Origin of the sequence: Streptomyces sp. NPDC058279, assembly GCF_042881255.1 — a bacterium.
GTDB lineage: Bacteria > Actinomycetota > Actinomycetes > Streptomycetales > Streptomycetaceae > Streptomyces.
The window spans coordinates 90,040-110,748 of record NZ_JBHVYA010000007.1 but is presented as its reverse complement, the minus strand read 5'-3'; the positions used below and the strand labels follow the sequence as shown (position 1 = coordinate 110,748).

Below are 20,709 nucleotides of genomic sequence, written 5' to 3'. Positions count from 1 at the left end.
CGGCCTCCCGCACGCCCCACCAGCCACGTAACGTGTCAACGAGCCCCCGGGACACCCCCGGACCGCGTCGAAAGCGAGGCAGCAACCCATGCCCCAGCAGAGCCCCCTCGATGTCCCCGAGGGCGACCCGTTCGGACCGCACAACCTCCCCTACGGCGTGTTCTCCACCGCCGAGGACCCCCGGCGCCGGGTCGGTGTGCGGATCGGCGGGCACGTCCTGGACGCCGGAGCGGCCGCGCTCGCGCTCGGTTCCCCTTACGCGGGGCTGCTCGGGCGCCCCTCCCTCAACCCGCTGCTCGCCGCCGGGCGCACCACCTGGCGCGACGTACGGCGCGCGCTGACCGCCTGGGTGACCGACCCCGGCCACCGCGACACCGTCGAGCCGCACCTGACGCCGCTCGACGCGGTCACCCTGCACCTGCCGTACGAGGTCGCGGACTACGTCGACTTCTACGCGAGCGAGCACCACGCCACGAACGTCGGGAAGATCTTCCGCCCGGACGGTGACGCGCTCACCCCGAACTGGAAGCACTTGCCGATCGGTTACCACGGCCGCTCCGGCACCATCGTGGTCTCCGGGACCGATGTCGTACGCCCGCGCGGGCAGCGCAAGGCGCCCGCGGACCCGGCGCCCGTCTTCGGCCCGAGCGTCAAGCTCGACATCGAGGCCGAGGTCGGCTTCGTCGTCGGGACCCCCTCCGAACTGGGCCGGCCGGTCGGGCTCGGCGAGTTCGAGGACCACGTCTTCGGCCTGTTCCTCCTCAACGACTGGTCGGCGCGGGACATCCAGGCCTGGGAGTACGTGCCGCTCGGCCCGTTCCTCGGCAAGTCCTTCGCCACCTCCGTCTCCGCCTGGGTCACCCCGCTGGAGGCGCTGGACGCCGCCCGGGTCGCCCCGCCCGCCCGGGACTTCCCGCTGCTGCCCTACCTGGACGACGCGGACGCCGACCGTCCCGGCGGCTTCGACCTGCGCATCACCGTCTCCATCAACGGGCAGGAGGTGGCCCGGCCGCCGTTCGCCTCGATGTACTGGACCGCCGCCCAGCAGTTGGCCCACATGACGATCAACGGCGCCTCGCTGCGGACCGGTGACGTGTACGGCTCCGGCACCGTCAGCGGTCCCGAGACCGATCAGCGCGGCTCCCTGCTGGAGCTGACGTGGAACGGGCGCGACGCCATCGAGCTCACCGACGGCAAGCGCACCTTCCTGGAGGACGGCGACACCGTCACCCTCACCGCCTGGGCGCCCGGTCCGGACGGCAGCCGCGTCGGCCTCGGCGAGGTCACCGGCCGCATCGCCGCCTCCCGCTGACCCCGACCGGGGCGGCCACCACGCCACCCCGGGCAACGCGAGGGCCCGGCCCCCCTTCCGCGGGGAGCCGGGCCCTCGGTACGACCGCGCGGGCGCTACCGCACGAACGTGCTCGCGTGCCCCGCCAGGTCCAGGAAGTACTGCGGCGCCACACCCAGCACCAGCGTCACCGCCACACCGACCGCGATCGTCGTCATCGTCAGCGGCGAGGGCACCGCCACCGTCGGGCCGTCGGCCTTCGGCTCGCTGAAGAACATCAGCACGATCACCCGGATGTAGAAGAACGCGGCGATCGCCGACGAGATCACACCGACCACGACCAGCACCCCGGCGCCGCCCTCCGCCGCCGCCTTGAACACGGCGAACTTGCCGGTGAAGCCGGACGTCAGCGGGATGCCCGCGAAGGCCAGCAGGAACACCGCGAACACCGCCGCCGTCAGCGGCGAACGACGGCCCAGCCCCGCCCACTTCGACAGGTGGGTGGCTTCTCCGCCCGCGTCCCGCACCAGCGTGACCACGGCGAACGCGCCGATCGTCACGAAGGAGTAGGCGCCCAGGTAGAAGAGGACCGACTTGACGCCCTCGGCGGAGGTGGCGATGACACCGGCCAGGATGAAACCGGCGTGCGCGATCGAGGAGTACGCCAGCAGCCGCTTGACGTCGGTCTGGGTCACCGCGATCACCGCGCCGGCCAGCATCGTGACGATCGCGACGCCCCACATCACCGGCCGCCAGTCCCACCGCAGGCCCGGCAGCACCACGTACAGCAGCCGCAGGAGCGCGCCGAAGGCCGCGACCTTGGTGGCCGCCGCCATGAAACCGGTGACGGGGGTCGGGGCGCCCTGGTAGACGTCCGGCGTCCACATGTGGAAGGGGACGGCGCCCACTTTGAACAGCAGACCCATCAGGATCAGCGCGCCGCCGATGAGCAGCAGCGCGTCGTTGCCCATGGTGGAGGCCAGCGCCGGATCGATCTTCGAGACGGTGCCGTCCACCACGTCCGCGATCACCGCGTACGAGACGGAGCCGGCGTAGCCGTAGAGCAGCGCGATGCCGAAGAGCAGGAACGCCGACGAGAACGCCCCCAGCAGGAAGTACTTGACCGCGGCCTCCTGCGACATCAGCCGCTGGCGGCGGGCGAGGGCGCAGAGCAGGTACAGCGGGAGGGAGAAGACCTCCAGCGCGATGAACAGCGTCAGCAGGTCGTCGGCCGCCGGGAAGATCAGCATGCCGGAGATCGCGAACAGGGCCAGCGGGAAGACCTCGGTGGTGGTGAAACCGGCCTTGACGGCCGCCTTCTCGCTGTCGCTGCCCGGGACGGACGCCGCCTGCGCGGCGAAGGAGTCCACCCTCTTGCCGTGTGCGGCCGGGTCCAGGCGCCGCTCCGCGAAGGTGAACACGGCCACGATCGAGGCCAGCAGGATGGTGCCCTGGAGGAACAGGGCGGGGCCGTCCACGGCGATCGCGCCCATGGCCGCGATGTGCGCCTTGGAGTTCGCGTACCCGCCGGCAGCGAGGCCGACGACCGCGGCGAAGGCCGCGGCCAGGGCGGCGACGGCGAGGAACACCTGGACGTAGTAGCGGTACGCGCGCGGTACGAACGCCTCGACGAGGACGCCGAGGACCGCCGCGCCCACCACGATCAGCGTGGGCGCGAGCTGCGCGTATTCGATGTGCGGGGCCGGGATCTTGGCGGCCGGGTCCGCGGCAGCCAGTGTCAGCAGGTGGCCCTGGGCAGCAGTCAGCGTGCTCACTTCGCCGCCTCCCCGTTCTTCGCTTGGACGGCGACCTCGGGCTTGGGGTCCGTCTGCTTCACATCCGACATGGTGTGTTTCACCGCCGGGTTGACGATCTCGGTCAGCGGCTTCGGGTACACGCCCAACCCGATCAGCAGCGCGATCAGCGGGGCCACGACCAGGACCTCCCGCAGGCGCAGGTCCGGCATCGCGCGGACCTCCTCCTTCACGGGTCCGGTCATCGTGCGCTGGTAGAGCACCAGCGTGTAGAGCGCGGCCAGCACGATGCCGAAGGTGGCGATGATGCCGACGACCGGGTACCGGGTGAACGTGCCGACCAGGACCAGGAACTCGCTGACGAAGGGCGCGAGTCCCGGCAGGGACAGCGTCGCCAGACCGCCGATGAGGAAGGTCCCGGCGAGGACCGGGGCGACCTTCTGCACGCCGCCGTAGTCGGCGATGAGCCGGGAGCCGCGCCGCGAGATCAGGAAGCCGGCGACCAGCATCAGCGCCGCCGTGGAGATCCCGTGGTTGACCATGTAGAGCGTCGCGCCCGACTGTCCCTGGGTGGTCATCGCGAAGATGCCCATGACGATGAAGCCGAAGTGCGAGATCGAGGCGTAGGCGACCAGCCGCTTGATGTCCCGCTGGCCCACGGCGAGCAGCGCCCCGTAGACGATGCTGATCAGGGCCAGGACGAGGATCACCGGCGTGGCCCACTTGCTGGCCTCGGGGAACAGCCCGAGGCAGAAGCGGAGCATCGCGAAGGTGCCGACCTTGTCGACGACCGCGGTGATCAGTACGGCGACCGGGGCGGTGGCCTCGCCCATCGCGTTCGGCAGCCAGGTGTGCAGCGGCCACAGCGGGGCCTTCACCGCGAAGGCGAAGAAGAAGCCGAGGAACAGCAGCCGTTCGGTGTTGGTCGCCATGTCCAGGGTGCCCGCGCCGCGCGCGGCGGTGATCTCCTGGAGGGAGAAGTTCCCGGCGACCACGTAGAGCCCGATGACGGCGGCCAGCATGATCAGGCCGCCGGCGAGGTTGTAGAGGAGGAACTTGACCGCCGCGTACGAGCGCTGCGCGGCCGCGTTCTCGTCGGCCCCGCCCGCCGCGCCGGCGGCCGATCGGGTGGAGGTGGCCCGGTCGCCGAAGCCGCCGATGAGGAAGTACATCGGGATGAGCATGGCTTCGAAGAAGACGTAGAAGAGGAAGACGTCGGTGGCCTCGAAGGAGATGATCACCATCGCCTCGACCAGCAGGATCAGGGCGAAGAAGCCCTGGGTCGGCCGCCAGCGTCGGCTCTTGGTCTCCAGGGGGTCGGCGTCGTGCCACCCGGCCAGGATGATGAACGGCATCAGCACGGCCGTGAGCGCGATCAGCGCCACCCCGATGCCGTCGACGCCCAGTTCGTAGCGGACCCCGAAGTCGGAGATCCAGGCGTGGGATTCGGTGAGCTGGTAGCGGGCGCCACCGGGCTCGAAGCGGACCGCGACGAGCACGGCCAGGGCCAGGGTCGCCAGGGAGACGAGCAGCGCGAGCCACTTGGCGGCGCCCCGGCGGGCGGCCGGGACGGCCGCCGTCAGGACCGCGCCGACCGCGGGCACGACCGCCGTCACCGTCAGAAGCGGGAAACTCATCTCACACCGCCCTCATCAGCAGGGTCGCGGCGATGAGGATCGCCGTGCCCCCGAACATCGAGACCGCGTAGCTGCGGGCGTAGCCGTTCTGCAGCTTGCGCAGCCGGCCCGACAGTCCGCCGACCGAGGCGGCCGTCCCGTTGACCACCCCGTCGACCAGGCTGTGGTCGACGTACACGAGGGAGCGGGTCAGGTGCTCCCCGCCGCGCACCAGCACGACGTGGTTGAAGTCGTCCTGGAGCAGGTCGCGCCGGGCGGCCCGGGTGAGCAGGCTGCCCCGGGGGGCGACCACCGGGACGGGCCTGCGGCCGTACTGCAGGTAGGCGAGGCCCACGCCGATCAGCAGGACCACGACCGTGGCGGCGGTGATCGCCCCGGCGCCCAGCGGCGGGTTCCCGTGCTCGAAGGAGGTGACGGGCTCCAGCCACTTCACGAACGCCTCGTTGATGCTGAACAGGCCGCCGAGGAAGACGGAACCGAAGGCCAGCACGATCATCGGCAGGGTCATGACCTTCGGGGACTCATGCGGGTGCGGCAACTCGCCGGCCCGGTGTTCGGCCGCGGGCTCGGCGCTGGGCACGGCGTCCGCGTCGGGGGCCGGCTGCCAGCGCTTCTCACCGAAGAAGGTCAGCAGCATCACGCGGGTCATGTAGAAGGCGGTGATCGCGGCGCCCAACAGGGCCACGCCGCCCAGGATCCAGCCCTCGGTGCCGCCCTTCGCGAAGGCGGCTTCGATGATCTTGTCCTTGGACCAGAAGCCCGACAGGCCCGGGAAGCCGATGATGGCGAGGTAGCCGAGGCCGAAGGTGACGAAGGTGATCGGCATGTACGTCCGCAGGCCGCCGTACTTGCGCATGTCCACCTCGTCGTTCATCCCGTGCATCACGGAACCCGCGCCGAGGAAGAGGCCGGCCTTGAAGAAGCCGTGCGTCACCAGGTGCATGATCGCGAAGACGTAGCCGATGGGGCCGAGGCCGGCCGCGAGGACCATGTAGCCGATCTGCGACATCGTGGAGCCCGCGAGGGCCTTCTTGATGTCGTCCTTCGCGCAACCGACGATCGCACCGAAGAGGAGCGTCACCGCGCCGACCACGACGACCGCGGTCTGCGCGTCCGGCGCCGCGTTGAAGACCGCCCCGGAGCGGGTGATCAGGTACACGCCCGCGGTGACCATGGTGGCGGCGTGGATCAGGGCCGAGACCGGGGTCGGGCCCTCCATGGCGTCACCGAGCCAGGACTGGAGCGGCACCTGCGCCGACTTGCCGCAGGCGGCCAGCAGCAGCATCAGGGCGATCGCCGTCAGCTTCCCCTCGGAGGCGCCGCCCACGGCGCCGAACACCGGCCCGAAGGCGAACGTCCCGAAGGTGGTGAACATCAGCATGATCGCGATCGACAGACCCATGTCGCCGACCCGGTTGACCAGGAACGCCTTCTTCGCGGCGGTGGCCGCGCCGGGCTTGTGCTGCCAGAAGCCGATGAGCAGGTACGAGGCCAGGCCCACGCCCTCCCAGCCGACGTACAACAGCAGGTAGTTGTCGGCGAGCACGAGGAGCAGCATCGCCGCGAGGAACAGGTTCAGGTAGCCGAAGAAGCGGCGGCGCCGCTCGTCGTGCTCCATGTACCCGATCGAGTAGATGTGGATGAGGGTGCCGACACCGGTGATCAACAGGACGAAGGTCATCGACAGTTGGTCGAGCTGGAAGGCGACGTCCGCCTGGAAGCCCTCCACCGGGATCCAGCTGTAGAGCCGCTGGTACACGGCGCGGTCGTCGGCGCCGCGCCCCAGCATGTCGACGAACAGGGCCACGCCGATGCCGAAGGAGGCGGCGGCGAAGAGGGTGCCGAGCCAGTGGCCGGCCTTGTCGAGGCGACGGCCGCCGCACAGCAGCACCGCCGCTCCGAGCAGGGGCGCCGCCACCAGCAGCGCAATCAGATTCTCCACTGTGAAGGCCCCTTACAGCTTCATCAGGCTGGCGTCGTCGACCGAGGCCGAGTGGCGGGTACGGAACAGCGACACGATGATCGCGAGGCCCACCACGACCTCCGCGGCGGCGACGACCATCGTGAAGAACGCGATGATCTGACCGTCGAGGTTGCCGTGCATCCGCGAGAAGGTGACGAAGGCGAGGTTGCAGGCGTTGAGCATCAGCTCCACGCACATGAACAGCACGATCGCGTTCTTGCGGATCAGTACGCCGGCCGCGCCGATGGTGAACAGCAGGGCGGCCAGGTACAGGTAGTTGACCGGGTTCACTTCGCGGCCTCCTCTCGGCCGAGGCGCTCCGCGGACTTCTGCTCCAGCGCCTTCAGGTCGTTCAGCGCCTCGTCCGACACGTCACGGATCTGGCCGCGGGCCCGCAGCGTCTTGTTGACGGTCAGCTCGGACGGGGTGCCGTCCGGCAGCAGACCGGCGACGTCCACCGCGTTGTGCCGGGCGTAGACGCCGGGGGCGGGCAGCGGCGGGAGCTGGACGCCCTCGCGCACGCGCCGCTCGGCGAGTTCGCGCTGGGTGGCGGCCCGCTCGGTGCGCTCGCGGTGCGTCAGCACCATCGCGCCGACGGCCGCCGTGATCAGCAGGGCGCCGGTGATCTCGAAGGCGAAGATGTACCGGGTGAAGATCAGCTCGGCGAGTCCCTCGACGTGCCCGCCGGAGTTGACCGCGCCCAGGCCGTTGAAGTGGGTGAGCTTGGCGTTGGCGATGCCGGCGATCAGCAGGATCCCGAAGCCCAGCCCACACAGGGCGGCCAGCCAGCGCTGCCCCTTGAGGGTCTCGGTGAGCGAGTCGGCGGCGGTGACGCCGACGAGCATGACCACGAAGAGGAACAGCATCATGATCGCGCCGGTGTAGACGACGACCTGGACGACGCCCAGGAAGTACGCCCCGTTGGCGAGGTAGAAGACCGCCAGGATGATCATCGTCCCGGCCAGGCACAGCGCGCTGTGCACGGCCTTCTTCATCGTGATCGTGCACAGCGCGCCGATGACGGCGACCGTGCCGAGCACCCAGAACTGGACGGCCTCACCCGTCGAGGTGGTCGATGCCGCCGCGGCGAGCGCGCTCATGCGTCCACCCCCTCGGCTTCGGCCGCGTCCTGCCCGGCCCCTTCGGGAACCTCGCCCCTGGAGCGCGCGACCTGCCGCGCCGTCCCCGGCGCCGCGCCCGTCACCAGACCGCGGTAGTAGTCCTGGTCGTCGGTGCCCGGGTACATCTCGTGCGGCGCGTCGACCATGCCCTCGGTCAGCCCCACCAGCAGCTGTTCCTTGGTGTAGATCAGCGACGCGCGGCTGGAGTCGGCCAGTTCGAACTCGTTCGTCATCGTCAGCGCCCGGGTGGGGCACGCCTCGACGCACAGCCCGCACAGGATGCAGCGGGCGTAGTTGATCTGGTAGACCGCGCCGTACCGTTCACCCGGGGAGTAGCGCTCCTCCGCGGTGTTGTCCGCGCCCTCCACGTAGATCGCGTCGGCCGGACAGGCCCAGGCGCACAACTCGCACCCGATGCACTTCTCCAGACCGTCGGGATGGCGGTTGAGCTGGTGCCGCCCGTGGAAGCGGGGCGCGGTGGTCTTGTGCTGCTCCGGGTACTGCTCGGTGAGGCGCTTCTTGAACATGGCCTTGAAGGTCACGCCGAAGCCGGCCACCGGGTTCTGCCACTTCTCGTTCTCGGGGTCAGACATTCTCACCACCCTCCTCTCGGTCACTGTCAGTATTCGCCCCGCCACTGACAATCAGCTCCCGCTGCCCGCGGGGCCGCCTGCGCGGTACGGGTGCGGATCGCTGGCCGGGCTTGGGGGGCACGGGGAATCCGCCCGCCATCGGGTCGAAGGGCTCGTCCGTCGCACCCTCGCCCGCCGCGCCCCGGGCCTGCTCCTCCCGCTTGTTGCGGAGGACGTCGGCGACGAAGGAGAGCAGCAGTACGGCGATGACCGCGCCGCCGACGTAGAGCACGATCTGCTGGAATTCGTAGTGCTCGTTCCGCAGCGCCCGGACGGTGGCCACCAGCATCAGCCAGACCACGGAGACGGGGATGAGCACCTTCCAGCCGAGCTTCATCAGCTGGTCGTAGCGCACCCGCGGCAGCGTGCCGCGCAGCCAGATGAAGAAGAACAGCAGCAACTGGACCTTGATGACGAACCAGAGCATCGGCCACCAGCCGTGGTTCGCGCCCTCCCAGTACGTCGAGATCGGCGCGGGGGCCCGCCAGCCGCCGAGGAAGAGGGTGACCGACACCGCCGAGACCGTGACCATGTTGACGTACTCGGCCAGCATGAACAGCGCGAACTTGATGGAGGAGTACTCGGTGTTGAAGCCGCCGACCAGGTCGCCCTCGGACTCCGGCATGTCGAAGGGGGCGCGGTTCGTCTCCCCGACCATCGTGATCACGTAGATGATGAAGGAGACCGGCAGCAGGACGATGTACCAGCGGTCCGCCTGCGCCTCCACGATCTTCGAGGTCGACATCGACCCGGAGTAGAGGAACACCGAGGCGAACGCCGCGCCCATCGCGATCTCGTACGAGATCATCTGCGCGCAGGACCGCAGGCCGCCGAGCAGCGGGTACGTGGAGCCCGAGGACCAGCCGGCGAGGACGATGCCGTAGATGCCGACCGAGGCCACGGCGAGGACGTACAGCATCGCGATGGGCAGGTCCGTCAGCTGCATCGTGGTGCGCTGGCCGAAGATCGAGACCTCGTTGCCGGAGGGGCCGAAGGGGATCACCGCGATGGCCATGAAGGCCGGGATCGCCGCGATGATCGGGGCCAGGACGTACACCACCTTGTCGGCCCGCTTGACGATGACGTCTTCCTTGAGCATGAGCTTCACGCCGTCGGCGAGCGACTGGAGCATGCCCCAGGGGCCGTGCCGGTTGGGCCCGATGCGCAGCTGCATCCAGGCGACGACCTTGCGCTCCCAGACGATGGAGAAGAGCACCGTCACCATCAGGAAGGCGAAGCAGAACACCGCCTTGACGACGACGAGCCACCACACGTCCTTGCCGAAGAGGGACAGGTCCTCCGCGGCGAGCTGTACCGGGTTCACGCGTCCACCTCCGCGGTGCTGTCGCCCGCGCCGGCCGCGACGGCCGGGCCGATGCGTACGAGGGCGCCCGGGCGGGCGCCGGTGTCGGCGAGGACGCCGGCGCCGGTGGAGTTCAGCGGGAGCCAGACCACCCGGTCGGGCATCGCCGTGATCCGCAGCGGCAGTTCCACGGTCCCGGCCGGGCCGGTGACCGCGAGGACGTCCCCGTCCTTGACGCCCGACTCGGCGGCCGTGGCGGCCGAGAGACGGGCGCTCGCCTCGTGTCGGGTGCCGGCCAGGGCGGCGTCGCCGTCCTGCAGCCGGCCCTGGTCCAGCAGCAGGCGGTGGCCCGCGAGGACCGCCTCGCCCGCGCCGGGCCGGGGCAGGGAGGCGGTGTCCGCGCGCTGCTCGGCGGCGCGCTCCCCCGTCCACGGGCCGAGCCGGTCGAGTTCGCGCCGTACGGCGTGGACGTCGGGCAGGCCGATCGACCGGTCCGCCGCGTCGGCCAGCATGTGCAGCACGCGGTGGTCGGCGGGGGCCAGCCGGCGGGTCATCTGGTCGGGCTTGAGCGCCGCCTCGAAAGGCCGCACCCGACCCTCCCAGTTGATGAACGAGCCGGCCTTCTCGGCCACGGCCGCGACCGGGAACACCACGTCGGCGTGGTCGGTGACCTCGCCGGGCCGCAGCTCCAGCGAGACCACGAACGCCTCCTGGAGCGCGAGGCGGGCGCGGGCCGGGTCGGGCAGGTCGGTCACCTCGACGCCCGCGACGAGCAGCGCGGACAGCTCGCGCCCGGCCGCCGCCTCGACGATCTGGCCGGTGTCGCGGCCGTAACGGTGCGGGAGTTCGTCCAGCCCCCAGGCCACCGCGACCTCCTCGCGGGCCCGCGGGTCGGTGGCCGGGCGGGCGCCGGGCAGCAGCGACGGCAGCGCGCCCGCCTCCACGGCGGCCCGCTCCCCGGCCCGGCGCGGGATCCACACGAGCCGCGCGCCGGTCGCGGCGGCCGCCCGTACGGCGGCGGTCAGCGCGCCCGGCACGCCGGCCAGGCGCTCCCCGACGACGATGACGGCGCCGGGCTCGCGCAGCGCTTCGGCGGCCTCGTGGCCGCCCTGCTCCAGGCCGGTCCGCGAGGCCAGCGCGTTCAGCCAGTCGGGTTCCGTCCCCGGGGCGGCGGCCAGCAGGGTGCCGCCCGCCTTCTCCAGCCCTCGGGTGGCGAACGGGGCGAGGCCGAAGGTCCGCTGCTTGTGCTTGCGGTGGGCCTTGCGCAGCCGCAGGAAGACCCCGGGGGCCTCCTCCTCGGACTCGATGCCGGCCAGCAGCACGGCGGGCGCGGCCTCCAGGGAGGAGTACGTCACCCCGCCGCCGGAGAGGTCCTTGCCGGTGCCGGCCACGGTGGCGGCCAGGAACTCGGCCTCCTCCGCGCTGTGCACCCGCGCCCGGAAGTCGATGTCGTTGGTGTCCAGCACCACGCGGGCGAACTTGGCGTACGCGTAGGCGTCCTCGGCGGTGAGCCGGCCGCCCGTGAGCACCCCGGCCCGGCCGCGCGCGGCGGCCAGCCCGTGCGCGGCGGCCGCCAGCGCCTCGGGCCAGCTCGCCGGGGCGAGCACCCCGTCGGAGCCGCGCACCAGGGGGGTGGTGAGGCGGTCGGGGCGCTGCGCGTAGCGGAACGCGAAGCGGCCCTTGTCGCAGATCCACTCCTCGTTGACCTCGGGGTCCTCGGCGGCGAGCCGGCGCAGCACCTTCCCGCGCCGGTGGTCGGTCCGGGTCGCGCAGCCGCCCGCGCAGTGCTCACACACGCTCGGGGAGGAGACGAGGTCGAAGGGGCGGGCGCGGAACCGGTACTCGGCCGAGGTGAGGGCGCCGACCGGGCAGATCTGGATGGTGTTGCCGGAGAAGTACGACTCGAACGGGTCGCCCTCGCCGGTGCCGACCTGCTGGAGGGCGCCGCGCTCCAGCAGCTCGATCATCGGATCGCCCGCGATCTGCGTGGAGAAGCGGGTGCAGCGCGCGCACAGCACACACCGTTCGCGGTCCAGCAGTACCTGCGTGGAGATCGGGACCGGCTTCTCGTACGTCCGCTTCTTGCCCTCGAAACGCGATTCGGCGTTGCCGTGCGAGAGGGCCTGGTTCTGCAGCGGGCACTCGCCGCCCTTGTCGCAGACCGGACAGTCCAGCGGGTGGTTGATGAGCAGCAGCTCCATCACCCCGCGCTGGGACTTGTCGGCGACCTGCGACGTCAGCTGCGTCTTGACGACCATGCCGTCGGTGCAGGTGATGGTGCAGGAGGCCATCGGCTTGCGCTGGCCCTCCACCTCGACGATGCACTGGCGGCAGGCGCCGACGGGGTCGAGGAGGGGGTGGTCGCAGAACCGGGGGATCTCGATGCCGAGCTGTTCGGCGGCCCGGATGACCAGCGTCCCCTTGGGGACGGACAGTTCGATGCCGTCGATGGTCAGCGAGATCAGGTCCTCGGGCGGAACCGCCGCCCCGCCGCCGCCCGCCGGGGCGTTAGTGGTGACGGTCATGCGTTCACCTCCGTGTCAGCCCAGAGGGTCGACTTCTTGGGGTCGAAGGGGCAGCCCTTGCCCGTGATGTGCTGCTCGTACTCCGCGCGGAAGTACTTGAGCGAGGAGAAGATCGGGCTGGCGGCGCCGTCGCCGAGGGCGCAGAACGACTTGCCGTTGATGTTGTCGGCGATGTCGTTCAGCTTGTCGAGGTCGCTCAGCACGCCCTTGCCGGCCTCGATGTCACGCAGCAGTTGGACGAGCCAGTACGTGCCTTCGCGGCACGGCGTGCACTTGCCGCAGGACTCGTGGGCGTAGAACTCGGTCCACCGGGTCACCGCGCGGACCACGCAGGTGGTCTCGTCGAAGCACTGGAGCGCCTTGGTGCCGAGCATCGAGCCGGCCGCGCCGACGCCCTCGTAGTCGAGCGGGACGTCGAGGTGTTCGTCGGTGAACATGGGGGTGGAGGAGCCGCCCGGGGTCCAGAACTTCAGCCGGTGCCCGGGGCGCATGCCGCCGCTCATGTCGAGGAGCTGGCGCAGGGTGATGCCGAGCGGGGCCTCGTACTGGCCGGGTCCGGCGACGTGCCCGGACAGCGAGTACAGCGTGAAACCGGGGGACTTCTCGGTCCCCATCGCCTTGAACCAGTCCTTGCCCTTGTTCAGGATCGCGGGAACCGAGGCGATGGACTCGACGTTATTGACGACAGTGGGGCACGCGTAGAGGCCCTCCACAGCGGGGAAGGGGGGACGCAGCCGGGGCTGACCGCGCCGGCCTTCGAGGGAGTCGAGCAGTGCCGTCTCCTCGCCGCAGATGTACGCGCCCGCTCCCGCGTGCACCGTGATGTCGAGCTTCAGCCCGCTCCCGAGGATGTTCTCCCCGAGGTACCCGGCCTCGTACGCCTCGCGCACCGCCTCGTGCAGGCGCCGCAGGACCGGCACGACCTCGCCGCGCAGGTAGATGAAGGCGTGCTCCGACCGGATCGCGTAGCAGGCGATGACCATTCCCTCGATGAGGGAGTGCGGATTGGCGAAGAGGAGGGGGATGTCCTTGCAGGTTCCCGGTTCCGACTCGTCCGCGTTCACGACGAGGTAGTGCGGCTTGCCGTCGCCCTGCGGGATGAACTGCCACTTCATTCCGGTGGGGAAGCCCGCGCCGCCGCGTCCGCGCAGACCGGAGTCCTTCACGTACGCGATCAGGTCGTCCGGGGTCATCGCGAGCGCCTTGCGCAGGCCCTCGTACCCCTCGTGGCGCCGGTAGGTCTCCAGCGTCCACGACTCGGGCTCGTCCCAGAACGCCGACAGGACGGGCGCCAGGAGCTTCTCCGGGCTGGTGCCGCCCCCGGCGTCCGGCCGGGAGCTCCCGTTGCCCAGTTCGGATGACACGGACATCACGCCCCTCCCTCGGTGGTGGTCCCGCCGCGCGCTTCGCCGCGCGGGTGCACGATCGGGGTGTGCGGGGCCTCGCCGCGGGCGATGCGCAGGCCGATCAGCGAAGCCGGGCCGGCGCCGCCGCCCGCCTCCACCGCGCCCTCCCGCTCGTCCGGGAACCCGGCCAGGATGCGGGCGGTCTCCTTGTACGTGCACAGCGGCGCGCCCCGCGTCGGTACGACCTGCCGGCCGGCCAACAGGTCGTCCACCAGCGCCTTCGCGGACTCCGGGGTCTGGTTGTCGAAGAACTCCCAGTTGACCATCACCACGGGGGCGTAGTCGCAGGCCGCGTTGCACTCGATGTGTTCGAGGGTGACCTTCCCGTCGGGGGTGGTCTCGTTGTTCCCGACGCCCAGGTGCTCCTTGAGCTCGTCGAAGATGGCGTCGCCGCCCATCACCGCGCACAGGGTGTTCGTACAGACGCCCACCTGGTAGTCGCCGGAGGGCTTGCGCCGGTACATCGTGTAGAAGGTGGCGACGGCCGTCACCTCGGCGGTGGTCAGGCCCAGTGTCTCGGCGCAGAACCGCATGCCGGTGCGCGTGACGTGGCCCTCTTCCGACTGCACCAGGTGCAGCAGCGGCAGCAGCGCGGAGCGGCTGTCGGGGTAGCGGGCGATGATCCGGGCGGCGTCGGCCGCCAGCCTCTCGCGGACCTCCGCCGGGTAGTCGGGGGCCGGGAGCTGGGGCATGCCCAACGACACGTCTGTCATCGGTCGACGCCTCCCATCACGGGGTCGATGGAGGCGACGGCGACGATGACGTCGGCGACCTGGCCGCCTTCGCACATCGCCGCCATGGCCTGGAGGTTGGTGAAGGACGGATCGCGGAAGTGGACCCGGTAGGGACGGGTGCCGCCGTCGGAGACGACGTGCACGCCGAGCTCGCCCTTGGGTGATTCGACGGCCGCGTACGCCTGTCCGGCGGGGACGCGGAAACCCTCGGTCACCAGCTTGAAGTGGTGGATGAGGGCCTCCATCGAGGTGCCCATGATGGTGCGGATGTGGTCGAGCGAGTTGCCGAGGCCGTCGGGGCCCATCGCGAGCTGCGCCGGCCAGGCGATCTTCTTGTCGGCGACCATCACCGGGCCCGGCTCCAGCCGCTCCAGGCACTGTTCGACGATCCGCAGCGACTGGCGCATCTCCTCCAGGCGGATCAGGAACCGCCCGTAGGAGTCGCAGCTCTCGGCGGTCGGCACGTCGAACTCGTAGTCCTCGTAGCCGCAGTACGGGTCGGACTTGCGCAGGTCGTGCGGCAGACCGGCGGAGCGCAGGATCGGGCCGGTGGCGCCCAGGGCCATGCAGCCGGTCAGGTCGAGGTAGCCGACGTCCTGCATGCGGGCCTTGAAGATGGGGTTGCCGGTGGCGAGCTTGTCGTACTCCGGCAGGTTCTTCCTCATGGTCTTTAGGAAGTCGCGCAGCTGGTCGACGGCGCCCGGGGGCAGGTCCTGCGCGAGGCCGCCGGGGCGGACGAACGCGTGGTTCATGCGCAGGCCGGTGATCAGCTCGAAAATGTCGAGGATCAGCTCGCGGTCGCGGAAGCCGTAGATCATGATCGTGGTCGCGCCCAGCTCCATGCCGCCGGTGGCGATGCACACCAGGTGGGAGGAGAGCCGGTTGAGCTCCATCAGCAGGACGCGGATGACGGTGGCGCGGTCCGGGACCTGGTCGGTGATGCCGAGCAGCTTCTCGACGCCCAGGCAGTACGCCGTCTCGTTGAAGAACGGCGTCAGGTAGTCCATGCGCGTCACGAAGGTGGTGCCCTGCGTCCAGTTCCGGAATTCGAGGTTCTTCTCGATGCCGGTGTGCAGGTAGCCGATGCCGCAGCGGGCCTCGGTGACCGTCTCGCCGTCGATCTCCAGGATCAGCCGGAGCACGCCGTGGGTCGAGGGGTGCTGCGGGCCCATGTTGACGACGATCCGCTCGTCGTCCGCGCGGGCCGCCGACTGGACGACCTCGTCCCAGTCGCCGCCGGTGACGGTGTAGACGGTGCCCTCGGTCGTCTCGCGGGCGGACGCCTGCCGCGAAGTGTTCGGGGTGTTCATCAGCTGTACGACCTCCGCTGGTCGGGAGCCGGGATCTGGGCGCCCTTGTACTCGACGGGAATGCCGCCGAGCGGGTAGTCCTTGCGCTGCGGGAACCCCTGCCAGTCGTCCGGCATCATGATCCGCGTGAGGGCGGGGTGTCCGTCGAAGACCAGGCCGAAGAAGTCGTACGTCTCGCGCTCGTGCCAGTCGTTGGTCGGGTAGACGGAGACGAGCGACGGGACGTGCGGGTCGCTGTCGGGGACCGAGACCTCCAGGCGCAGGACCCGGCCGTGGGTGAGCGAGCGCAGGTGGTAGACCGCGTGCAGCTCGCGTCCCTTGTCCTTCGGGAAGTGCACGCCCGAGACGCCGGTACAGAGCTCGAAGCGCAGCGCCGGGTCGTCGCGCAGGGTGGAGGCGACCCGGACGAGGTGTTCGCGGGCGATGTGGAAGGTGAGCTCGCCCCGGTCGACCACCGTCTTCTCGATGGCGTTCTCGGGGACGAGGTCCTGTTCCTCCAGGGCGCCTTCGAGTTCGTCGGCGACCTCGTCGAAGTACGAACCGTAGGGGCGGCTCGTCGCCCCGGGCAGGGCCACGGTGCGCACCAGACCGCCGTAGCCGGTGGTGTCGCCGCCGTTGTTCGCGCCGAACATGCCCTTGCGGACGCCGATCACCTCGGGGCCGACCGCGCCCCGGGGGGCGGGAACGTTGTTGCCGTTGTCCACGGCGGGGTCGTCGCTCACCGCAGGAGCCCCTTCATCTCGATGGTGGGGAGGGCCTTGAGGGCCGCCTCCTCCGCCTCGCGCGCCGCCTCTTCCCGGTTCACGCCGAGCTTGGAGCCCTGGATCTTCTGGTGGAGCTTGAGGATCGCGTCCATCAGCATCTCGGGGCGGGGCGGGCAGCCGGGCAGGTAGATGTCCACGGGCACGATGTGGTCGACGCCCTGGACGATCGCGTAGTTGTTGAACATGCCGCCCGACGAGGCGCAGACGCCCATGGAGATGACCCACTTCGGAGCGGGCATCTGGTCGTACACCTGCCGCAGCACCGGGGCCATCTTCTGGCTGACCCGGCCGGCCACGATCATCAGGTCGGCCTGGCGCGGGGAACCGCGGAAGACCTCCATGCCGAAGCGGGCGAGGTCGTAGCGGCCGGCTCCGGTGGTCATCATCTCGATGGCGCAGCAGGCCAGGCCGAAGGTGGCCGGGAAGACGGATGACTTGCGCACCCAGCCCGCGGCCTGTTCGACGGTGGTCAGCAGGAAGCCGCTCGGCAGCTTCTCTTCCAGTCCCATGGAAAATTCAGCCCCTCAGTCCCATTCCAGGCCGCCGCGGCGCCAGACGTAGGCGTAGGCGACGAAGACGGTGAGCACGAAGAGCAGCATCTCGACGAGCCCGAAGATCCCCAGGGAGTCGAAGGTGACGGCCCAGGGGTAGAGGAAGACGATCTCGATGTCGAAGACGATGAAGAGCATCGCCGTCAGGTAGTACTTGATGGGGAAGCGACCGCCGCCGGCCGGCATCGGAGTGGGCTCGATGCCGCACTCGTATGCTTCGAGCTTCGCCCGGTTGTACCGTTTTGGGCCGATCAGCGTGGCCATGACCACGGAGAAGATCGCAAACCCTGCGCCGAGGGCGCCGAGCACGAGGATGGGCGCGTACGCATTCACGCTCCTCGCTCCTTCCAGTCGTCCTTGACCGTTGGACCGCTGTGCCGGCGCCAAGAGCCCCGCCTCGCGAAGATCTTGCACATGTGAGGCAGTTCACAAGCCGGACTGCTGCGCATCTTATGCCTGTCGATCTGTGATCTGCGACACGGGTTACAACAACGAGTTTGTGATCTCCACCACCCGACGAACGATCATGAAGTCCGTTGAGCGGCGATCTTCATACGCAAGGCATCCACATGGTTACCAAAGGTGACATCCACGCCTGTCACCGCAGGTGGAAGGGGGGTTCCACTATCAAATGATGGCCATTGCAGGCAAATTCGCCCCCTGGGTGGAGCCGGTGATAAAGGAATCCGCGTCGCCCGCGCGGGGGAGCCGGCGCGGACGCGAGTGGACGGGGGCCGCGCGGGGGCCGCGCGGGAGGCCGGACGAGGGGTCGCCGGCGGGGAGCGCCGGAGGTGCCGGCGGGGGCGGGAGGGGCAGGAGCGGCCAAGATCGCGGAGCCCCGGGAGCCCCACATCCGCTCGCCAATCCCACGAGAAGCTCACAGCCCGGTCACGGACCGGCCACAGCACCCGCACAGCGGTAGGCGAATGTGACCTGCGCCACTCGGAATCCGGGCCGCCGAAAGGGGGCTTGGCCAACTGTCGAACGGGATGGTAGGCGCGGATCAATTCGGACTTATTAGAGAAAGCCCATGATCACAGGCTTGTGAGGGCGTGTCCGATTCGCCCGTTACGGCGTCAATATGCCGCGTGACGCGCCCGGTTAAGCCGCTTCTCGCGCAACTGTGGCGCACACCACGTTTCTTGAAGCCAACCCCTGCGCCCTGATAGCGGTTGTCCCATGTCCCACACCGCTCACATACCCAGCCACCGGAAGCCCCGCCGCAGCGCCTCGAAGCTCGCGGTCCGCGCCGGAGTTGCCGGTGGCGTCCTCAGCACCCTCGCCATGGCCGGCACCGCGAGCGCGTCCCCGTCCGCCGAGCCCGTGGCCGAGACGACGCTCGAAATGCCGGTCCTGAGCCTGGACCTGACCGCCGACGTCGCCTCCGCGGTCACCACCGCGGCCGAGAACACCCGCGTGGCAGCCGTCGAGGCGGCCGTCACCGGCGAGCTGAACGCCCAGGAGGAGAGCGCCCGCAGCGGCGCCGCCGCCGAGGCCAAGCAGGCCAAGGAAGACGCCCAGCAGAAGGCCGAGAAGAAGGCGAAGGAGGAGGCGGACCGCAAGGCCGACGCCGAGCGCGCCACCCGCGGCTCCGGCCGTTCGACCCTCCAGACCGCCTCCGCGTCCGCCGGCGCCTCCGACGACGGCGAGGGCACGGTCACCGCCCCGGCCACCGGTTCGGCATCCGCCATCATCAACTTCGCCCGCAACCAGGTCGGCAAGGCGTACGTCATGGGCGGCACCGGCCCGTCCTCGTACGACTGCTCCGGCCTCGTGCAGGCCGCCTACCGCCAGGCCGGCATCTCCCTGCCGCGCATGTCCCAGGACCAGTCCTCCGAGGGCACCTCGGTCTCCCTGGGCAACCTGCAGCCGGGCGACGTCCTGTACTGGGGCTCCCGCGGCAACGCGTACCACGTCGCCCTCTACATCGGCGGCGGCAAGTTCATCGGCGCGCAGAACCCCAGCACGGGCATCGTCGAGCGTCCCCTGAGCTACGACATGCCGACGGGCGCCGTCCGCATCCTCTGAGCCTCCCGAGGGGCCCCGAAGGCGTCCTGAGCCGCTCTCAGGGCCTTCGGGGGCCTTCCCGGCCGCCCCGCGGCCGGCTCACGCATGCGCGTAAGGGCCGGTACTCCCCCGCTCGGGGGTGGAGTACCGGCCCTTTCGCATGCCGTTGTCCGCTTTCGTCCGACATTCGCCGACGCGGCGTCAGGCGAGGCTCGCCGCCAGCTTGAAGCGGGCCTCGCGCTGTTTCTTGTAGAGCGCGAGCGTCTCTGCCTGCTCCTCGACGAGGCGCTGTTGGTAGGCCTTCTCGACGGCGTACCAGATCCCCACGAGGTTCACCTCGCGCTTGCACGCGACGTCCGCTTTGGCCGCGGTGACTGCCTTGGCTCCTCCCAAGTCACTTTCCAGGCCGAGCTTCTCCACCACCTCGTACGGGGTTTTGATCCCGGTGTAGCCGGACTTGTCCATGCAGGCGGACCACTTGCGCAGGACGTCGGCGACACGCGAGTCCCCCTTGGACCGGTCGTGCGCCTCGCCCGCCAGGCCGAAGGCGAAGAGGAGGTCCACGCTGTCCTTGGTCGGCGCGTACAGCTTGCGGTACCCCTCCCGTCCGCATCCCCCGGCGGGCACCTTCTGCCCGCCGACCTCGATGCCGCTGTCCACCCGGGCGGCGTCCTCCTCGTTGAGCGCGTCGGGGGGCGGTTGTGCGCCCTGCCCGCCGCCGCCCGGCGTTTCACCGTGCAGGACGGTGTACGCGCTGTCGCTCAACTTCGGGGCGGCCGGCTTGGCCGGCCTTCCCTCCCCCGAGGTCTTGTCGTACCCGTGGGCCGCCGCGCGTGCCGGGTCGGCCAGGCCGAACAGATAGGCGTGCCGGTCCTGCGCCGCCGCGCCCGGGGACGGCTCGACCGCGGTCACCCCGTCGTACGTGAATCCGAACCGGGCCATGCACCGGGCGACCAGGCTTTCCTGCACCCGGCCCATCCGCAGGGCGTCCGCCTCGGTGTCCGTGTACGCGTCCATCGGCAGGGACAGCGATGACGTGGGCGGGTTCACGGCGACGGTGCCCAACTCAGGCTCTCCGCCGCTGCTCCCCCCGCCGGGATCCGAACAGCCCGCCAGGAGGACGGCCGCCAGCAGTACCGCCGGAACGGGAATCCGGTGGAAACCGGCGGTGCCCATCTCGGTCGACTCCTTCACCCCGCTCAGGCGTGAAGGGTGAAGGTGGACGAGCTGATCGTGTTCTTGAAGGTGGCGGAGGCGTTGCCCTGGTAGTTCGAGGGGACCTCACCCACACTGCCGTCGATGTTGGCGTCGGTCGCCACCTTCCACGCGTACACGTCCCGGTTCTTGTAGGACTCCGTATTGTCGTTCACCAGGGACGTGCCGCCGGTGCAACCGCTCTTGAAGTAGTTGTCGTTGAAGTTCAGGTCCTCGCCGTATAGGTCGAAGACACAACCCCCCTGGTACTGGTTGTAGAAAAGACCGAACTCGTTGACTTCGAGATTTCCGTCCTTGCCGTACGCGGCCGACGGACCCGCCGCGGCCAGCAGGATCGCGGCGGTCGAAACGGCGGCGACGCAGCCCGTCGCCAGGTTGCGGAATACCTTCTCCATCGTGTGCTCCTCAGTCCTCGGGATAAACAAGTGACCCGGTGGGAGAACCGTGATCACGGTTCACTTCCGGCGGGGAGTCAACAGGCTGGAAGGCCTTCCGG

The 20,709-nt window shown here is 70.1% G+C and carries 18 protein-coding genes; 2 read left to right on the top strand and 16 right to left on the bottom strand.

Going from position 1 to position 20,709, the window contains the following annotated elements; genetic code table 11:
* The first annotated feature begins 88 nt into the window (after positions 1 to 88).
* Positions 89 to 1,312 carry a fumarylacetoacetase gene (fahA, locus tag ACFVXJ_RS15850; RefSeq protein WP_389662278.1) on the top strand — a complete coding sequence of 408 codons (1,224 nt, stop codon included), beginning with the start codon at positions 89 to 91 and terminating at the stop codon, positions 1,310 to 1,312.
* 95 nt (positions 1,313 to 1,407) lie between these two features.
* Here the strand turns inward: fahA and nuoN are convergent, their stop codons facing one another.
* From nuoN to ACFVXJ_RS15780, 14 genes are read right to left on the bottom strand one after another with little or no spacing between them, the layout of a single operon-like run.
* Positions 1,408 to 3,057 carry an NADH-quinone oxidoreductase subunit NuoN gene (nuoN, locus tag ACFVXJ_RS15845; RefSeq protein WP_389662458.1) on the bottom strand — a complete coding sequence of 550 codons (1,650 nt, stop codon included), beginning with the start codon at positions 3,055 to 3,057 and terminating at the stop codon, positions 1,408 to 1,410.
* A gap of 5 nt (positions 3,058 to 3,062) precedes the next feature.
* Positions 3,063 to 4,682, bottom strand: coding sequence for an NADH-quinone oxidoreductase subunit M (locus tag ACFVXJ_RS15840; RefSeq protein WP_389662277.1), 1,620 nt, complete (start codon positions 4,680 to 4,682; stop codon positions 3,063 to 3,065).
* Between the two features lies 1 nt (position 4,683).
* On the bottom strand, positions 4,684 to 6,624 hold the full coding sequence (nuoL, locus tag ACFVXJ_RS15835) for an NADH-quinone oxidoreductase subunit L (protein WP_389662276.1): 1,941 nt from the start codon (positions 6,622 to 6,624) through the stop codon (positions 4,684 to 4,686).
* 12 nt (positions 6,625 to 6,636) lie between these two features.
* The gene (gene nuoK / locus ACFVXJ_RS15830) at positions 6,637 to 6,936 is read right to left on the bottom strand and encodes an NADH-quinone oxidoreductase subunit NuoK (protein WP_007265827.1); all 300 of its coding nucleotides are present in this window, start codon (positions 6,934 to 6,936) and stop codon (positions 6,637 to 6,639) included.
* Complete coding sequence (locus ACFVXJ_RS15825) at positions 6,933 to 7,745, bottom strand: NADH-quinone oxidoreductase subunit J (protein WP_389662275.1); 813 nt, start codon at positions 7,743 to 7,745, stop codon at positions 6,933 to 6,935. The genes nuoK and ACFVXJ_RS15825 overlap by 4 nt, the downstream gene beginning before the upstream one ends.
* On the bottom strand, positions 7,742 to 8,359 hold the full coding sequence (nuoI, locus tag ACFVXJ_RS15820) for an NADH-quinone oxidoreductase subunit NuoI (protein ID WP_389662274.1): 618 nt from the start codon (positions 8,357 to 8,359) through the stop codon (positions 7,742 to 7,744). Before nuoI ends, ACFVXJ_RS15825 begins: the two co-directional genes overlap by 4 nt.
* Complete coding sequence (gene nuoH, locus ACFVXJ_RS15815; protein ID WP_389662273.1) at positions 8,352 to 9,722, bottom strand: NADH-quinone oxidoreductase subunit NuoH; 1,371 nt, start codon at positions 9,720 to 9,722, stop codon at positions 8,352 to 8,354. The genes nuoI and nuoH overlap by 8 nt, the downstream gene beginning before the upstream one ends.
* Positions 9,719 to 12,226 (bottom strand): NADH-quinone oxidoreductase subunit G, encoded by a 2,508-nt coding sequence (locus ACFVXJ_RS15810; RefSeq protein ID WP_389662272.1) that lies wholly within the window; start codon positions 12,224 to 12,226, stop codon positions 9,719 to 9,721. Before ACFVXJ_RS15810 ends, nuoH begins: the two co-directional genes overlap by 4 nt.
* Positions 12,223 to 13,596 (bottom strand): NADH-quinone oxidoreductase subunit NuoF, encoded by a 1,374-nt coding sequence (nuoF, locus tag ACFVXJ_RS15805; protein ID WP_389662271.1) that lies wholly within the window; start codon positions 13,594 to 13,596, stop codon positions 12,223 to 12,225. Before nuoF ends, ACFVXJ_RS15810 begins: the two co-directional genes overlap by 4 nt.
* Positions 13,596 to 14,345 (bottom strand): NADH-quinone oxidoreductase subunit NuoE, encoded by a 750-nt coding sequence (gene nuoE, locus ACFVXJ_RS15800; protein ID WP_389662270.1) that lies wholly within the window; start codon positions 14,343 to 14,345, stop codon positions 13,596 to 13,598. The genes nuoF and nuoE overlap by 1 nt, the downstream gene beginning before the upstream one ends.
* A complete protein-coding gene (locus ACFVXJ_RS15795; protein ID WP_389662269.1) occupies positions 14,342 to 15,676 on the bottom strand; it encodes an NADH-quinone oxidoreductase subunit D in 1,335 nt (444 codons plus the stop codon). The genes nuoE and ACFVXJ_RS15795 overlap by 4 nt, the downstream gene beginning before the upstream one ends.
* A complete protein-coding gene (locus tag ACFVXJ_RS15790; protein WP_361312540.1) occupies positions 15,676 to 16,398 on the bottom strand; it encodes an NADH-quinone oxidoreductase subunit C in 723 nt (240 codons plus the stop codon). Before ACFVXJ_RS15790 ends, ACFVXJ_RS15795 begins: the two co-directional genes overlap by 1 nt.
* Positions 16,395 to 16,949 (bottom strand): NADH-quinone oxidoreductase subunit B family protein, encoded by a 555-nt coding sequence (locus ACFVXJ_RS15785; protein WP_007265818.1) that lies wholly within the window; start codon positions 16,947 to 16,949, stop codon positions 16,395 to 16,397. Before ACFVXJ_RS15785 ends, ACFVXJ_RS15790 begins: the two co-directional genes overlap by 4 nt.
* 15 nt (positions 16,950 to 16,964) lie before the next feature.
* Positions 16,965 to 17,324, bottom strand: a complete 360-nt coding sequence (locus ACFVXJ_RS15780; protein ID WP_190182942.1) for an NADH-quinone oxidoreductase subunit A — start codon at positions 17,322 to 17,324, stop codon at positions 16,965 to 16,967.
* Positions 17,325 to 18,170: 846 nt separating this feature from the next.
* Here ACFVXJ_RS15780 and ACFVXJ_RS15775 point away from each other — a divergent pair.
* The gene (locus ACFVXJ_RS15775; RefSeq protein WP_389662268.1) at positions 18,171 to 19,019 is read left to right on the top strand and encodes a C40 family peptidase; all 849 of its coding nucleotides are present in this window, start codon (positions 18,171 to 18,173) and stop codon (positions 19,017 to 19,019) included.
* 180 nt (positions 19,020 to 19,199) lie between these two features.
* On the opposite strand, the gene ACFVXJ_RS15770 is transcribed toward ACFVXJ_RS15775, so the two are convergent.
* Together ACFVXJ_RS15770 and ACFVXJ_RS15765 are read right to left on the bottom strand one after the other, a co-directional pair.
* A complete protein-coding gene (locus tag ACFVXJ_RS15770) occupies positions 19,200 to 20,174 on the bottom strand; it encodes a hypothetical protein (RefSeq protein WP_389662267.1) in 975 nt (324 codons plus the stop codon).
* A gap of 23 nt (positions 20,175 to 20,197) precedes the next feature.
* Positions 20,198 to 20,608, bottom strand: a complete 411-nt coding sequence (locus ACFVXJ_RS15765; protein WP_389662266.1) for a hypothetical protein — start codon at positions 20,606 to 20,608, stop codon at positions 20,198 to 20,200.
* Positions 20,609 to 20,709: the final 101 nt, after the last annotated feature.

Bases quoted from the DNA above. Each gene is read 5' to 3' on its own strand.
- fahA (WP_389662278.1), top strand. From the start codon at position 89: ATGCCCCAGCAGAGCCCCCTCGATGTCCCCGAGGGCGACCCGTTCGGA.
- ACFVXJ_RS15840 (WP_389662277.1), bottom strand. From the start codon at position 4,682: ATGAGTTTCCCGCTTCTGACGGTGACGGCGGTCGTGCCCGCGGTCGGC.
- ACFVXJ_RS15825 (WP_389662275.1), bottom strand. From the start codon at position 7,745: ATGAGCGCGCTCGCCGCGGCGGCATCGACCACCTCGACGGGTGAGGCC.
- nuoI (WP_389662274.1), bottom strand. From the start codon at position 8,359: ATGTCTGACCCCGAGAACGAGAAGTGGCAGAACCCGGTGGCCGGCTTC.
- ACFVXJ_RS15810 (WP_389662272.1), bottom strand. From the start codon at position 12,226: ATGACCGTCACCACTAACGCCCCGGCGGGCGGCGGCGGGGCGGCGGTT.
- nuoF (WP_389662271.1), bottom strand. From the start codon at position 13,596: ATGTCCGTGTCATCCGAACTGGGCAACGGGAGCTCCCGGCCGGACGCC.
- nuoE (WP_389662270.1), bottom strand. From the start codon at position 14,345: ATGACAGACGTGTCGTTGGGCATGCCCCAGCTCCCGGCCCCCGACTAC.
- ACFVXJ_RS15795 (WP_389662269.1), bottom strand. From the start codon at position 15,676: ATGAACACCCCGAACACTTCGCGGCAGGCGTCCGCCCGCGAGACGACC.
- ACFVXJ_RS15785 (WP_007265818.1), bottom strand. From the start codon at position 16,949: ATGGGACTGGAAGAGAAGCTGCCGAGCGGCTTCCTGCTGACCACCGTC.
- ACFVXJ_RS15775 (WP_389662268.1), top strand. From the start codon at position 18,171: ATGTCCCACACCGCTCACATACCCAGCCACCGGAAGCCCCGCCGCAGC.
- ACFVXJ_RS15770 (WP_389662267.1), bottom strand. From the start codon at position 20,174: ATGGGCACCGCCGGTTTCCACCGGATTCCCGTTCCGGCGGTACTGCTG.
- ACFVXJ_RS15765 (WP_389662266.1), bottom strand. From the start codon at position 20,608: ATGGAGAAGGTATTCCGCAACCTGGCGACGGGCTGCGTCGCCGCCGTT.